Source organism: Streptomyces silvisoli (assembly GCF_029269905.1).
Taxonomy (GTDB): Bacteria; Actinomycetota; Actinomycetes; order Streptomycetales; family Streptomycetaceae; genus Streptantibioticus_A; species Streptantibioticus_A silvisoli_A.
Map to the genome: position 1 here is coordinate 1 of NZ_JARJBC010000040.1, position 17,102 is coordinate 17,102.

Sequence of the window (17,102 nt, forward strand, 5' to 3'; positions counted from 1 at the left end):
ACAGATCGATAGTGACCAGCCCTTCAAGGAACTCGGCTTCGACTCACTGACCGGCATCGAGCTACGCAACCTCCTCCAAGCCAAGACCGGAGCGAGCCTGCCCGCCAGCGTGGTGTTCGACTACCCGACTGTTACGCGGTTGGCGGGGTATCTGGTGGGTGAGTTCGGTGAGCAGCAACCTGTTGGGTCGGCTGTGGTGCCGGCGTTGGTGTCGGTCGCCGATGATCCGATCGTCCTGGTGGGGATGGCGTGTCGATTCCCCGGTGGGGTGTCGGGTCCGGAGGATCTGTGGCGGCTGGTCATTGACGGGAGTGATGGCATCACGCCGTTCCCCACTGATCGTGGCTGGGATCTGGATGCGCTGCTGGGCACTGACGGGCCCGGCTCCGGGATGTCGGCTACTGGTGAGGGGGGGTTCGTTGACGGTGTCGATGAGTTCGATGCGGCGTTTTTCCGGATCTCGCCTCGGGAGGCGTTGGCTACTGATCCTCAGCAGCGGTTGTTGCTGGAGGTGTCGTGGGAGGCTTTGGAACAGGCGGGAATTACTCCCGCTTCGTTGGCGGGTAGCCCCACGGGTGTTTTCGTCGGTGCCTATCAGACTGGCTACCTCGATCTGGTCTCTCGTGGCAGTGAGCAGTTGCAGGGGCATGTGCTTACTGGTGCCGCGGGTAGCGTGATCTCTGGCCGGGTGGCTTACACGTTGGGCCTTGAGGGGCCTGCGGTGAGTGTGGACACGGCGTGTTCGTCGTCGTTGGTGGCGATGCACCTGGCTGCGCAGGCGTTGCGGTCGGGGGAGTGCACGCTCGCGCTGGCTGGCGGCGTGATGGTCATGTCCGTACCCGACATGTTCGTCGGGTTCACGGCACAGGGCGGTTTGGCGGTGGACGGCCGTTGTAAGTCGTTCGCCGACGCTGCTGATGGCACTGGGTGGTCTGAGGGTGTCGGTGTGGTGGTGATGGAGCGGTTGTCTGACGCCCGCCGTCACGGCCACGAGGTGTTGGCGGTGTTGCGCTCGAGTGCGGTGAATCAGGATGGTGCTTCGAATGGTTTGACGGCGCCGAATGGTCCGTCGCAGCAGCGTGTGATCCGCCAGGCACTGGCGGCGGCTGGGCTTTCTCCTGCTGAGGTCGATGTGGTGGAAGCTCATGGCACTGGGACTCGGCTCGGTGACCCGATTGAGGCTCAGGCGTTGCTGGCCACGTACGGCCAGGATCGTGCCGAGGGGCAGCCGTTGTGGCTGGGTTCGTTGAAGTCCAACATCGGTCACACCCAGGCCGCGGCGGGTGTGGGCGGTGTGATCAAGATGGTCATGGCCCTGCGTAACGGGGTGCTTCCCAAGACGCTGCACGTGGATCAGCCGTCCACCCAAGTGGACTGGTCCCAGGGTGATGTGCGGTTGTTGACCGAGGCCACCCCTTGGCCGGAGACCGACCATCCGCGTCGGGCGGGGGTGTCCTCGTTCGGCGTAAGTGGTACCAACGCGCACGTCATTCTCGAAGCTCCCTCCGAGACCGAGACTGCACCTGACACTCAACCTGACACCTCATCTGGCTTTGGCGTGGTGCCGTGGGTGCTGTCGGGCAAGTCAGTTGAGGCGGTGCGTGCGCAAGCGAAGCGGTTGCTGGAGTATCTGGAAGCCGATCCGTCGTTGCGGCCGGTGGATGTGGGGTGGTCGCTGGTCAGTTCACGGGAGGCGTTTGATCACCGTACCGTGGTGGTGGGCAGTGACCGGGACGAGTTGATGTCGGGTCTAAGGTCCGTTGCCGCGGGTCAACCCGTTCCAGGGGTGGTGCAGGGCGCTGCTCGGGCTGGTGGCCAGGTGGTGTTTGTGTTCCCTGGTCAGGGTGCGCAGTGGGTTGGTATGGCTGTATGCCGAGTCGCCGGTGTTCGCTGATTCGATGGGTGAGTGTGCTCTGGCGCTGGCGCCGTTTGTGGACTGGTCGTTGGAGCAGGTGCTCGGCGATGAGGCGGCGTTGGCGCGGGTGGATGTTGTTCAGCCGGTGTTGTGGGCGGTGATGGTGTCGCTGGCGGCATTGTGGCGGTCGTTCGGGGTGGAGCCTGCTGCGGTGGTGGGGCATTCCCAGGGTGAGATCGCTGCGGCGTGTGTTGCCGGTGGTCTGTCGTTGTCGGATGGCGCGCGGGTGGTGGCCTTGCGTAGTCGCGCCATCGCCGAGAACCTGACTGGTGGGGGCATGGTGGCCTTGGCGCTGCCTGCCGTGCAGGTTGAAGAACTGATCACGAACTGGCCAGGGCTGTCCGTGGCCGTGATCAACGGCCCGGCATCAACGGTGGTCGCGGGCGAGTCTGATGCTTTGGACCTGTTGCTGGCTCACTGTCGTGATCGGGAGGTCCAGGCGCGTCGGATTGCGGTGGATTACGCCTCTCACTCGCACTTGGTCGAGCGGATCCAGGAGCGCTTACTGAGCGACCTTGCGCCGATTGCCCCGCAGTCGTCTGGGGTGCCGGTGTATTCGTCGGTGACCGGAGAGTTGATGGACACCGCGTCGTGGGGCGCGGAGTACTGGTACCGCAATCTGCGGAATACGGTGTTGTTTGAGAAGGCTCTTGCGGCTGCTTTGGATGCCGGTGCCAGCACGGTGGTTGAGGTCAGTCCGCATCCGGTGTTGCTTCCCGCGGTCCAGGACATTGTGGACCAACACGAGGACACCGCGACGGCGGTGGGCACCTTGCGTCGTGGTGAGGGCGACCTCCGGCGTGTGGTCTCCGCGGTGGCGCAAGCGTATGCGCACGGCGTGGCGGTGGACTGGGCTGGGGTGTTTGCTGGTTGTGGTGCTGTGCGGGTGGGGTTGCCGACGTATGCGTTCCAGCGGCAGCGTTTCTGGCCTGAGACGGCCAGTGGGCCGACCGATGTGGCTGCGGCGGGGTTGAGTTCGGCTGAGCATCCGTTGCTTGGGGCGATGTTGTCGTTGCCGCAGACGGACGGTGTGGTGTTCACCAGTCGTCTGTCGCTGCGCACGCACCCGTGGTTGGCGGACTACGCGGTGCAGGGTTCGGTGGTGTTCGCTGGCACTGGGTATGTCGAGTTGGCTATCCGTGCTGGTGACAGTGTGGGTTGTGACCGACTCGAGGAACTGGTGCTGGAGACCCCGCTGGTGTTGCCTGCTCAGGGCGGCGTGCAGGTCCAGGTCGTGGTCGGCGATGCCGATACGCCTGCGGCGGTCGGCGCGCGGCGGCGGAGTGTGGCGGTGTATGCGCGCCTGGACGGGCAGGAGACCTGGACCCGACACGCCACCGGCGTGGTCAGCGTTACCGAACCACATGCCGGTCCTGACCGGGGCGATGGGGTGTTTGACCCGGTGAGTCAGGCGTGGCCTGCGCCTGGTGCGACGGAGCTGGACACTTCGCAGTTTTATGAGCAGCTGAGCGAGAGCGGGTTTGCATATGGTCCGGTGTTCCAGGGGCTGAGCAGGGCTTGGCGGCGTGGGGACCAAATTCTCGCTGAGGTCGAGCTCCCCGAGGCTGGGCGTGGTCTGGCGGAGTCTTTTGGTATTCACCCGGCGTTGTTGGATGCGGCGTTGCACTCCACGGTCTTCGCCGGGTTGGACGGCTTGCAGTTCAGCTTCACGGATGTGGTGTTGCGTGCTTCGGGTGCGTCACGGTTGCGGGTTGCGTTGACCCGTACAGGTCTGGATGAGGTGGCGATTGCGGTCGCGGACAGCACCGGGTCGCCTGTGCTGTCGATCGGTTCGCTGACTATGCGGCCGTTGACTGCCGACGGCCTCACCACTGGTACCAGTGACGGGGCCCTGCTGAGGCTGGAGTGGATTGATATCCCCGCTCCGTCCGCTGTTCCGGTGCAGGAGTGTGTGGTGGTCGACCGGGGCGGCTCGGCGGACGCCGTGTACACCGACCTGGAGGCGGCCGATGCCGCTTTGGAGGACGGGGCCGGGGTTCCGCAGGTGGTGGTGTTGACCGTGGCCGGGGACCCGCACGCGGTGGTGGACTCAACCCACGAGCTGACCGGGTGGGTGTTGCGGCAGGTGCAGTACTGGTTGGGTGAGGACCGGTTCGCCAGGGTGCCGTTGGTTGTGCGGACTCGGGGTGCGGTCGCTGCTTGGCCTGATGAGTCCTTGTCGGATTTGGCTGCGGCTGCGGTGTGGGGTTTGGTGCGTTCGGCGCAGACGGAAAATCCCGGGCGGTTCGTTCTGCTCGACACCGACACCGACATCGAGTTGGACGCCGCGGTGCTGGGCCAGGTGCTGGCTGTGGATGAGCCGCAGTTGGTGTTGCGTGATGGGCAGTTGCACGCTGCTCGCTTGACCCGGGTCAGTCCCACCGATGAATCCTCCACTTTCCCGGAGTCGGTTTCGGGTGGTTCGGGGACGATGGTGGTCACGGGTGGCACTGGTGGTTTGGGTGGTGTGCTGGCGCGGCATCTGGTGGCCGAGCACGGTGTTCAGCATCTGTTGCTGCTGAGTCGGCGAGGTATGGATGCTCCGGGGGCCGCGGAGTTGGTGGCGGAGTTGGGGCAGCTGGGCGCCGTGGTCTCAGTCGCTTCGTGTGATGTGGCTGATCGCCAGGCGTTGGCCGAGGTGCTGGCTTCCGTCTCGCCGGATCATCCGGTGACCGGGGTCGTGCACGCGGCAGGGGTCCTTGAGGACGGTGTGATCGGATCGCTGTCGGGCGAGCAACTGGACCGAGTACTGACCCCCAAGGTCGATGCGGCTTGGAATCTGCACGAACTCACCCAAGGCCTCGATCTATCGCTCTTCGTGGCGTTCTCGTCCGTGGCGGGACTCACGGGTGGCGGTGGGCAAGCCAACTACGCTGCGGGCAACGTGTTCTTGGACGCGTTGATGCAGCAGCGCCACCACCAGGGACTGCCGGGGCTCTCGATGGCATGGGGGCCCTGGACAGCCGAACGCGGATTGTCCGCTTCCCAAGGCATGGACCTTTTCGACCGGGCGCTGGGCACTGCTTATCCGGTGCTGGCGTTGACTCGGGTGAATGTGCAGGCGTTGCGTGCTCAGGCTGATGTGCCGGCTGTGTGGCGGGCGCTGGCGGGCGGTGTGTTGCGGCGTGTTGCTGACAACACTCGTAATGGTCGTGAGGGCCTGGGACAGCGGCTGGCTGGACTGTCCAGTGTGGACCGCGAGCAGGTTCTACTCGATCTGGTCCGGGAATCCGCCGCGGCCGTGCTGGGCTATGACTCTGGTGCGCAGATCGGCAGTGACCAGCCGTTCAGCGAGTTGGGACTCGACTCGTTGACGGCGGTCGATTTGCGCAACTTGCTGCAGACCAAGACCGGGGCGAGCATGCCCGTCACCCTGGTGTTCGACTACCCGACTGTTACCCGCGTGGCGGGATATCTGGCGGCTGAGTTCGGCGAGCCGGCTCAGGCCGGTGGATCTGGTGAGTCGCAGCCCGTGGGATCGGCTGTGGTGCCGACGATGGTGTCGGTCACCGATGATCCGATCGTCCTTGTGGGGATGGCGTGCCGGTACCCGGGCGGTGTGTCGGATCCGGACGAGCTGTGGCGGCTGGTGACCGCCGAGGCCGATGGCATCGTCCCATTCCCCACCGGCCGTGGCTGGGATCTGGACGCGCTGCTGGGTAGTGGCGAGCCCGGGTCCGGGACGTCGGCTACCAGTGAGGGCGGGTTTGTCGACGGTGTCGACGAGTTCGATGCGGCGTTCTTCCGGATCTCCCCGCGGGAGGCGTTGGCTACTGATCCTCAGCAGCGGTTGTTGCTGGAGGTGTCGTGGGAAGCGTTGGAACAGGCGGGGATTGATCCTGCTTCGTTGGCGGGCAGCTCGACCGGGGTTTTCGCCGGTGTCTACCAGTCCGGGTATGCCGATCTGGTCGCTCGGGGCGGTGAGCAACTGCAGGGCCACCAGATCACCGGAGGCGCGGCCAGTGTGATCTCTGGCCGGGTGGCTTACACGTTGGGCCTTGAGGGGCCTGCGGTGAGTGTGGACACGGCGTGTTCGTCGTCGTTGGTGGCGATGCACCTGGCTGCGCAGGCACTGCGGTCGGGTGAGTGCACGCTGGCCCTGGCGGGCGGTGTCACGGTGATGGCCACACCCGATGCGTTTGTCTGGTTTACGGCGCAGGGCGGTTTGGCCGCTGATGGACGGTGTAAGTCGTTTGCCGACACTGCTGATGGCACTGGGTGGTCTGAGGGTGTCGGTGTGGTGGTGATGGAGCGGTTGTCTGACGCTCGCCGTCATGGCCACGAGGTGTTGGCGGTGTTGCGCTCGAGTGCGGTCAACCAGGATGGTGCTTCGAACGGGTTGACGGCGCCGAATGGTCCGTCGCAGCAGCGTGTGATTCGTCAGGCGCTGGCGGCGGCTGGGCTATCTCCTGCTGAGGTCGATGCGGTGGAGGCCCATGGCACGGGGACTCGGCTCGGTGACCCAATTGAGGCTCAGGCGTTGCTGGCCACGTACGGCCAGGACCGTCCCGAGGGGCAGCCGTTGTGGCTGGGTTCGTTGAAGTCCAACATCGGCCACACCCAGGCCGCGGCGGGCGTCGGTGGTGTGATCAAGATGGTCATGGCCCTGCGCCACGGTGTGCTCCCGAAGACGTTGCATGTGGACCAGCCGTCGACGCAGGTGGACTGGTCCCAGGGTGATGTGCGGTTGTTGACCGAGGCCATCCCTTGGCCGGAGAACGGCCATCCCCGCCGGGCGGGGGTGTCCTCGTTCGGTGTCAGTGGAACGAATGCGCACGTCATTCTCGAGGCCGCAACTGGCACTGATACCGGCATCGAGACCTCGTCCGACACCCCATCTGACACCGGAACTCCGCCGGTCTTCGGTGTGGGTGGTGTGGTGCCGTGGGTGTTGTCGGGGAAGTCGGTTGAGGCGGTGCGTGCGCAGGCGAGCCGCCTTCTGGAGTTTGTGGGGTCGGATTCGTCGTTGCGTGCGGTGGATGTGGGGTGGTCGTTGGTCAGTTCGCGTGCGGTGTTTGATCACCGTGTGGTGGTGGTGGGCAGTGATCGTGATGAGTTGATGGCGGGGCTGCGGGCGGCTGCTGTTGGCGAGTCGGCTGCCGGTGTGGTGTGTGGTAGTGCGCGGGCCGGTGTTCGGGTGGGTGTGTTGTTTACCGGTCAGGGTGCTCAGCGGGTGGGGATGGCTCGTGAGTTGTATGACCGGTCGCCGGTGTTTGCGTTGGCGGTGGACGCGATTGCGGCGGAGTTGGATCCTTTGCTGGATCGCCCCTTGCGTGAGGTGATGTGGGGTGGTGATGCGGATGTTTTGGATCGGACGGGGTGGGCGCAGCCGGCGTTGTTCGTGGTGGAGGCGGCGCTGTTTGAGGTGTTGCGTGCCTGTGGGGTGAGTCCGGATTATCTGCTGGGGCATTCGATTGGTGAGGTGACGGCGGCGTATGTGGCGGGTGTGTGGTCGCTGGGGGATGCGTGTCGGGTGGTGGCGGCGCGGGCGCGGTTGATGCAGGCGCTGCCTTCGGGTGGGGCGATGGCCGCGATCCCGCTGCCCGAAGCCGAAGTGAAGGATCTGCTGCCCGATGGTGTGTCGATCGCGGCGGTCAACACCGCTGACTCCGTGGTGGTTTCCGGACCGCAGGCTGGGGTGGACCATGTGGCGGGGCTGGTGGCTGCTCGTGGTCTTCGGGTGACGTGGTTGCGGGTGTCGCATGCGTTTCATTCGGGGTTGATGGATTCGATGTTGGAGGAGTTTGCGGGTGTGCTGGGGACGGTGTGTTTCCGGTCGCCGCGGATTCCGGTGGTGTCGAATGTGACCGGGCGGGCTGCTACGGCTGAGCAGTTGTGTTCGGTGGGGTATTGGGTTCGGCAGGTGCGGGATGCGGTGCGGTTCGCTGATGGGGTGCGGTGGCTGGCCGATCAGGGTGTGACCGCGCTGGTGGAACTGGGCCCGGACGGGGTGCTGTCTGGCCTGGCGCAGCACAGCTGCGCACCGGGCACCCTCGTTGTGCCGGTGTTGCGGCACCAGCACCCTGACGCCGAGACGTTGTTGTCGGCGGTGGGGTGTTTGTATGCGCAGGGTGTGGCGGTGGACTGGGCTGGGATGTTCGCCGGGCGTGGCGCTACGCGAGTTCCGCTGCCGACGTATGCGTTCCAGCGGCAGCGTTTTTGGCCCGACGCGGCCAGTGGGGCGGCCGATGTGGCCGCCGCCGGGCTGAGTTCTGCCGAGCATCCGTTGCTTGGGGCGATGTTGTCGTTGCCGCAGACGGATGGGGTGGTGTTTACCAGTCGTCTGTCGCTGCGAACGCACCCGTGGCTGGCGGACTATGTGGTGCAGGGTGTGGTGGTGTTCCCCGGTACCGGCTATGTCGAGTTGGCTATCCGTGCTGGTGACAGTGTGGGTTGTGACCAGCTGGATGAGCTGGTTTTGGAAGCCCCGCTGGTGTTGCCTGCCCAGGGCGGCGTGCAGGTCCAGGTCGTGGTCGGCGATGCCGATGCCCTCGCGGCGGCCGGGGCGCGGCGGCGGAGTGTGGCGGTGTATGCGCGCCTGGACGGGCAGGAGGCCTGGACACGACACGCCATCGGCGTGGTCAGCGTTACCACACCACACGCCGGTCAAGACCAGGCCGATGGGGTATTTGATCCGGTGAGTCAGGCGTGGCCTGCGCCTGGTGCGACGGAGCTGGACACTTCGCAGTTCTATGAGCAGCTGAGTGAGGGCGGGATCCTTGCTTATGGTCCGGTGTTCCAGGGGCTGAGCAGGGCTTGGCAGCGTGGGGACCAGATTCTCGCCGAGATTGAAATCCCCGAGTCTGCTCCGGCGGAGTCGTTCGGGATCCATCCGGCGTTGCTGGATGCGGCGTTGCATCCCACGGTTTTCGCTGGCTTGGACTCGGCGCGGGACGGCGGATTGCCGTTCAGCTTCACGGATGTGGTGTTGCGTGCCTCTGGCGCGTCACGGTTGCGGGTTGCGTTGACCCGTACGGGTCCGGATGAGGTGGCTATTGCGGTCGCGGACAGTACGGGGTTGCCCGTGTTGTCGATCGGCTCGCTGACTATGCGGCAGTTGACTGCTGGCGGCCTCACTACCGGTACGGGCGATGGGTCCTTGCTGAGGATGGAGTGGATCGGTATCCCCACCAGGTCCGTTTCTTCGGTGGGGGAGTGGGTGGTGGTCAACCGGACCGGCTCGGTGGACGCTGTGTATGCCGATCTGAGTGGAGTCAGCACTGCCCTGGAGGAGGGGCTGGCACCGCAGGTGGTGGTGCTGGCGGTGTCCGGGGACTCGGATGCGGTGGTGGATTCGACTCATGAGTTGACCGGGTGGGTGTTGCGGCAGGTGCAGCACTGGTTGGGTGAGGAGCGGTTCGCCAGGGTGCCGTTGGTTGTGTGGACTCGGGGTGCGGTTGCTGCTCGGTCTGGTGAGTCGGTGGCGGATTTGGCTGCGGCTGCGGTGTGGGGTTTGGTGCGTTCGGCGCAGACGGAGAACCCGGGCCGGTTCGTTCTGCTCGACACCGACACCGACACCGACATGGAGCTGGATGCCGTGGTGTTGGGCCAGGTGCTGGGCATGGATGAGCCGCAGTTGGTGCTGCGTGATGGGCAGTTGCACGCTGCTCGCTTGACCCGGGTCAGCCCCACCGACGAATCCTCCACTTTCCCGGAGCCGGTTTTGGGCGGGTCGGGGACGGTGGTGGTCACGGGCGGCACGGGTGGTTTGGGTGGTGTGCTGGCGCGGCATCTGGTGGCCGAGCACAGTGTTCAGCATCTGCTGCTGCTGAGTCGGCGTGGCATGGACGCTCCGCGGGCCGCGGAGTTGGTGGCGGAGTTGGAGCAGCTGGGCGCCGCGACGGGTGTCGCGGCATGCGATGTGTCTGATCGCCAAGCCTTGGCTGAGGTGTTGGCGAATGTGTCGCCGGATCATCCGGTGACGGGTGTGGTGCACACCGCGGGCGTTGTCGACGACGGTGTGATCGGATCGCTGTCGCGGGAGCAACTGGACCGGGTGCTAGCCCCCAAGGTCGATGCGGCCTGGAATCTGCACGAACTCACCCAAGGCCTCGATCTGTCGCTCTTCGTGGCGTTCTCATCTATCGGGGGACTGCTGGGTGGCGGAGGCCAGGGCAACTATGCCGCGGGCAACGTGTTCTTGGACGCGTTGATGCAGCAGCGCCACCATCAAGGACTGCCGGGGCTGTCGATGGCGTGGGGACCGTGGACGACCGAGATCGGTTTGGTAGGCACACTGTCCCAAACCGATCTTCAGCGGATCGCTCGTTCCGCCACGCCGCCGTTGTCCGTGGAGCAGGGCATGGACCTGTTCGATCGGGCACTCCGCACTGATTCCCCGCTACTCGCACTGACCCGACTGAACACGCAGACTCTGCGTGCCCAGCAGGACATCCCGGCTTTGTGGCGGTCGCTGGTCGGCAGTTCGCTCCGCCCTGCTGCCAACAACACCCGGGATGGTCGTGAGGGTCTGGGGCAGCGGTTGGCCGGGCTGCCCTATGCGGAACGTGCGCAGGTCCTGCTCGAGCTGGTGCGGGATTCCGCCGCAGCCGTGTTGGGCCATGCTTCAAGTGCACCGATCGATGGTGACCAGCCGTTCAGCGAATTGGGCTTCGACTCCCTGACCGGAGTCGAACTACGCAACCTGCTACAAGCCAAGACCGGAGCGAGCCTGCCCGCCAGCGTGGTGTTCGACTACCCGACTGTTACGCGGTTGGCGGGGTATCTGGCGGGTGAGTTCGGTGAGCAGCAACCTGCTGGGGCGGCTGTGGTGCCGGCGTTGGTGTCGGTCGTCGATGATCCGATTGTCCTGGTGGGGATGGCGTGTCGATTCCCCGGTGGGGTGTCGGGTCCGGAGGACCTGTGGCGGCTGGTCATTGATGAGAGTGATGGCATCACGCCGTTCCCCACTGATCGTGGCTGGGATCTGGATGCGCTGCTGGGTACTGCAGGACCCGGATCCGGGACTTCGGCTACCGGTGAGGGCGGGTTCGTTGACGGTGCCGATGAGTTCGACGCGGCGTTCTTCCGGATCTCGCCTCGGGAGGCGTTGGCTACTGATCCTCAGCAGCGGTTGTTGCTGGAGGTGTCGTGGGAGGCTTTGGAACAGGCGGGAATTACTCCCGCTTCGTTGGCGGGTAGCCCCACGGGTGTCTTCGTCGGTGCCTATCAGACTGGCTACCTCGATCTGGTCTCTCGTGGCAGTGAGCAGTTGCAGGGGCATGTGCTTACTGGTGCCGCGGGTAGCGTGATCTCTGGCCGTGTGGCCTACACGTTGGGCCTTGAGGGGCCCGCGGTGAGTGTGGACACAGCCTGCTCGTCGTCCTTGGTGGCGATGCACCTGGCTGCACAGGCGTTGCGGTCGGGCGAGTGCACACTCGCGCTGGCTGGCGGCGTCACAGTCATGTCCGCACCCGACATGTTTGTTGGGTTCACGGTGCAGGGTGGGCTGTCTGCTGATGGCCGTTGTAAGTCGTTCGCCGATGCTGCTGATGGCACTGGGTGGTCTGAGGGTGTCGGTGTGGTGGTGATGGAGCGTTTGTCTGACGCTCGCCGTCACGGCCACGAGGTGTTGGCGGTGTTGCGCTCGAGTGCGGTGAATCAGGATGGTGCTTCGAATGGTTTGACGGCGCCGAATGGTCCGTCGCAGCAGCGTGTGATTCGTCAGGCGCTGGCTGCGGCTGGGCTTTCTCCTGCTGAGGTCGATGCAGTGGAGGCTCATGGCACTGGGACTCGGCTGGGTGACCCGATTGAGGCTCAGGCGTTGCTGGCCACGTACGGCCAGGATCGTGCCGAGGGGCAGCCGTTGTGGCTGGGTTCGTTGAAGTCCAACATCGGTCACACCCAGGCCGCGGCGGGTGTGGGCGGTGTGATCAAGATGGTCATGGCCCTGCGCCATGGTGTGCTTCCTAAGACGTTGCATGTGGATCAGCCGTCGACGCAGGTGGACTGGTCCCAGGGTGATGTGCGGTTGCTGAGCGAGGCGATGCTCTGGCCGGAGACCGATCATCCGCGTCGGGCAGGAGTGTCCGCGTTCGGCGTGAGTGGGACCAACGCGCACGTCATCCTCGAGGCCCCGTCTGACACAGACCTTCCATCCGGCACCGAGGCCCCATTTGGTCCGGGTGTGGATGGCGTGGTGCCGTGGGTGCTGTCGGGCAAGTCGGTTGAGGCGGTGCGTGCGCAAGCGAACCGGCTGCTGGAGTATCTGGAAGCCGATCCGTCGTTGCGTGCGGTCGATGTGGGGTGGTCGCTGGTCAGTTCACGGGAGGCGTTTGATCACCGTACCGTAGTGGTGGGCAGTGACCGGGATGAGTTGATGTCGGGTCTAAGGTCCGTTGCCGCGGGTCAACCCGTTCCAGGGGTGGTGCAGGGCGCTGCTCGGGCTGGTGGCCAGGTGGTGTTTGTGTTCCCTGGTCAGGGTGCGCAGTGGGTTGGTATGGCTCAAGGCCTGCTGGAGTCTTCCCCGGTGTTCGCTGATTCGATGGGTGAGTGTGCTCTGGCGCTGGCGCCTTTTGTGGACTGGTCGTTGGAGCAGGTGCTCGGCGATGAGGTGGCGTTGGCGCGGGTGGATGTTGTTCAGCCGGTGTTGTGGGCGGTGATGGTGTCGCTGGCGGCATTGTGGCGGTCGTTCGGGGTGGAGCCTGCTGCGGTGGTGGGGCATTCCCAGGGTGAGATCGCTGCGGCGTGTGTTGCCGGTGGTCTGTCGTTGTCGGATGGCGCGCGGGTGGTGGCCTTGCGTAGTCGCGCCATCGCCGAGAACCTGACTGGTGGGGGCATGGTGGCCTTGGCGCTGCCTGCCGTGCAGGTTGAAGAACTGATCACGAACTGGCCAGGGCTGTCCGTGGCCGTGATCAACGGCCCGGCATCAATGGTGGTCGCGGGCGAGTCTGATGCTTTGGACCTGTTGCTGGCTCACTGTCGTGATCGGGAGGTCCAGGCGCGTCGGATTGCGGTGGATTACGCCTCTCACTCGCACTTGGTCGAGCGGATCCAGGAGCGCTTACTGAGCGACCTCGCGCCGATTGCCCCGCAGTCGTCTGGGGTGCCGGTGTATTCGTCGGTGACCGGAGAGTTGATGGACACCGCGTCGTGGGGCGCGGAGTACTGGTACCGCAATCTGCGGAATACGGTGTTGTTCGAGAAGGCTCTCACGGCTGCTTTGGATGCCGGTGCCAGCACGGTGGTTGAGGTCAGTCCGCATCCGGTGCTGCTTCCCGCGGTCCAGGACATTGTGGACCAACACGAGGACACCGCGACGGCGGTGGGCACCTTGCGTCGTGGCGAGGGGGACCTCCGGCGTGTGGTCTCCGCGGTGGCGCAAGCGTATGCGCACGGCGTGGCCGTGGACTGGGCCACGGTGTTCGCTGGTTGCGGTGCTGTGCGGGTGGGGTTGCCGACGTATGCGTTCCAACGGCAGCGTTTCTGGCCTGATACGGCCAGTGGGCCGGCCGATGTGGCTGCGGCGGGGTTGAGTTCGGCTGAGCATCCGTTGCTTGGGGCGATGTTGTCGTTGCCGCAGACGGACGGTGTGGTGTTCACCAGTCGCCTGTCGCTGCGCACGCACCCGTGGCTCGCCGATCACGCGGTGCAAGGCACCGTGATCTTCCCCGGCACTGGGTATGTTGAGTTGGCTATCCGTGCTGGTGACAGTGTGGGTTGTGATCGACTGGATGAGTTGGTTTTGGAAGCGCCGCTGGTGTTGCCTGCTCAGGGCGGCGTGCAGGTCCAGGTCGTGGTCGGCGATGCCGATGCCCCCGCGGCGGTCGGCGCGCGGCGGCGGAGTGTGGCGGTGTATGCGCGCCTGGACGGGCAGGAGACCTGGACCCGACACGCCACCGGCGTGATGAGCGCTACCGCACCACACGCCGGTCAAGACCAGGCCGATGGGGTGTTTGACCCGGTGAGTCAGGCGTGGCCTGCGCCCGGTGCGACAGAACTGGACACCACCCGCTTCTACGAGCAGCTGAGTGATGACGGGTTCCTCGTCTACGGCCCCGTATTCCGGGGGCTGAGTAAGGCGTGGAATAGCGGGGATCAGATCCTCGCAGAGGTTGAACTCCCTGAGTCTGCTCTGGCGGAGTCGTTCGGGATCCATCCGGCTTTGTTGGATGCGGCGTTGCACGCGACGGTTTTCGCCGGGTTGGACTCGGCGCGGGACGGTGGGTTGCCGTTCAGCTTCACGGATGTGGTGTTGCGTGCTTCGGGCGCGTCGCGGCTGCGGGTCGCGTTGACCCGTACCGGTTCGGACGAGGTGGCGATTGCGATTGCGGACAGCACGGGGTTGCCGGTGTTGTCGATCGGTTCGCTGACCGTACGGCCGGTTGCAGCTGGCAGCATCGCCACGAGCACGGGCGATGGGTCCTTGTTGAGGATGGAGTGGATCGATTTCCCCGCCCTGTCCGCTGTTCCGGTGCAGGAGTGGGTGGTGGTCGACCGGGGCGGCTCGGTGGACGCTTCGTATGCTGACTTGCAGGCGGCCGGTGCTGCTTTGGAGGGCGGGGCCGCGGTTCCACAGGCGGTTGTGTTGGCCGTGGCTGGGGACCCGCACGCGGTGGTGGACTCAACCCACGAGCTGACCGGGTGGGTGTTGCGGCAGGTGCAGTACTGGTTGGGTGAGGACCTGTTCGCCGGGGTGCCGTTGGTTGTGTGGACTCGGGGTGCGGTTGCTTCTCGGTCTGGTGAGTCGGTGTCGGATTTGGCTGCGGCTGCGGTGTGGGGTTTGGTGCGTTCGGCGCAGACGGAGAACCCGGGCCGGTTCATTCTGCTCGACACCGACACCGAGCTGGATGCCGCGGTGCTGGGCCAGGTGCTCGCTGCGGACGAGCCACAACTGACGTTACGTCAACGCCAACTTCATGCCGCCCGCCTGACTCGGATCAGCCCCGCCGATGAACTCCCGATCCCCTCGTCGGACATGCCATGGCGACTTGACTTCACGGAGAAGGGCACGCTGGAGAATCTGGCGTTGGTGCCCTGTCCTGAACTGGCCGATGCGCTGAGGCCCGGGGAGGTTCGGATTCAGGTTCGGGCGGCGGGCCTGAACTTCCGAGATGTGCTCAACGCCCTGGGAATGTATCCCGGTGAGGCTGGGCCCTTGGGTAGCGAGGTAGCGGGCGTGATCGCTGAGCTCGGGCCTGAGGTGACCGGCCTGAAGGTCGGTGATCGGGTCATGGGGTTGGCGTTCGGGAGCATCGGGCCCGTTGCAGTGACTGACCAACGACTGCTGGTCGTGATCCCGCCGGATTGGTCGTTCACGACTGCCGCATCGATGCCGATTGTGTTCCTGACGGCTTATTACGGACTGGTTGATCTTGCGGGCCTGCGCGCTGGTGAGTCGGTTCTGGTGCATGCCGGTGCTGGTGGTGTGGGCCTGGCGGCCATCCAGCTTGCCCAGCACTTCGGTGCGGACGTCTACGCCACCGCAAGTGAAGCGAAGTGGCGTGTGCTGCACGAGTGGGGTGTCTTGGAAGGCCAGGTGGCGTCTTCGCGGGACCTGACCTTCAGGGAGAGCTTCCGTGCCGCTACAGCCGGCCGTGGTGTGGATGTGGTGCTCAACTCCCTGGCGGGGACGTTCGTGGACGCCTCGCTGGATGTGTTGGTTGCTGGCGGGCGGTTTGTGGAGATGGGCAAGACCGATATCCGGTCGGCACAGGACCTTCCTGCAGGCGTGGTCTATCGGGCCTTCGAGCTGTTGGATGCCGGTGTTGACCGTATCCAGGAGATGCTGCGGGAGCTGGTAAGCCTGTTTGAGGCTGGTGTGCTGCGGCCGCTGCCGGTCACGAGCTGGGATGTGCGCCAGGGGCAGGATGCCTTCCGGTTCATGAGCCAGGCCAAGCACGTGGGCAAGCTGGTTCTGACCATCCCCACACCACCGGAGCCGGCCCTGGACGCGACGGGCACGGTCGTGATCACTGGTGCTGGTGGCTTGGGCGGCGTTGTGGCGCGGCATCTCGTCCGCGAGCACGGCGTTCGGCACCTGTTGCTGGTGAGCCGGCGTGGAATGGACGCTCCGGGCACTGCAGAGCTGGTGGCGGAGCTGGCGGAGCAAGGCGCCGCAGCGGTGGTCACTGCATGCGATGTGACAGATCGGCAGGCCTTGGCCGAGGTGCTGGCGTCGGTGTCGCCCGATTACCCGGTCAGCGGCGTGGTGCACACCGCGGGTGTTCTCGAGGACGGTGTGATCGGCTCCCTGTCGCGGGAGCAACTAGACCGGGTACTGGCACCCAAGGTGGACGCTGCCTGGAACCTGCACGAACTGACCCGAGATCTGAACCTGTCGATGTTCGTGGCTTTCTCTTCGCTCGCGGGGCACCTGGGTAGCGGGGGACAGGGCAACTATGCCGCAGGCAACGTGTTCTTGGACGTGTTGATGCAGCAGCGCCACCACCAAGGGTTGCCGGGCCTCTCGATGGCCTGGGGTGCTTGGACGACCGAGGTCGGTTTGGTGGGCACGTTGTCTGAGATCGATCTCGAGCGGATCGCTCGTTCGGCCATGCCGCCGTTGTCCGTGTCCCAGGGCATGGAACTGTTCGATGGGGCGGTGCGCACTGGTCACCCGGTCCTGGGACTGGCCCGGCTGAACCCGCTGGCGCTGCGTACTCAGCAGGATGTGCCGGCTCTGTGGCGGTCGCTGGTCGGCGGTGTGCTCCGGCGTGCCGCCGACAACACCCGTGATGGTCGTGAGGGCCTGGGGCAGCGGCTGGCCGGCCTGTCTCGTGTGGACCGTGAAAAGGTGCTGGTCGGTCTGGTGCGGGATTCCGCCGCGGCCGTGCTGGGGCACGCTTCGAGCGCACAGATCGACAGCGACCAGCCGTTCAGCGAGCTGGGATTCGACTCACTGACCTCGGTCGAGCTGCGCAATCTGCTGCAGTCCAAGACGGGTGTCGCTCTGGCGTCCAGTGTGGTGTTCGACTACCCGACCGTCACCCGTTTGGCCAGCTACGTGGACACCTTGTTCGGGAACGACCCGACGCCCGAACTAGACGACCCATCCGATGCAGCAATTCGCAGGGCTCTCCAATCCATTCCATTGGCCAGGTTGAGGAAAGCCCGTTTGCTCGATGCCTTGCTCGAACTCGCCAGCAGCGGTGACGAACTGAGTGTTTCGGAACAGGACGACGAAGCGACCTTGCTCGCAGCGGATGTCGACGACCTCATCGATATCGCACTTCGCGATGAATGAATG

The 17,102-nt window shown here is 65.3% G+C and carries 2 pseudogenes; both read left to right on the forward strand.

Annotation, left to right across the window (positions count from 1 at the left end):
* Nucleotides 1–14,234, forward strand: a pseudogene (locus tag P3G67_RS34625) (SDR family NAD(P)-dependent oxidoreductase); the annotation flags it as partial.
* A gap of 219 nt (nucleotides 14,235–14,453) precedes the next feature.
* Nucleotides 14,454–17,099, forward strand: a pseudogene (locus P3G67_RS36405) (SDR family NAD(P)-dependent oxidoreductase); the annotation flags it as partial.
* Nucleotides 17,100–17,102: the final 3 nt, after the last annotated feature.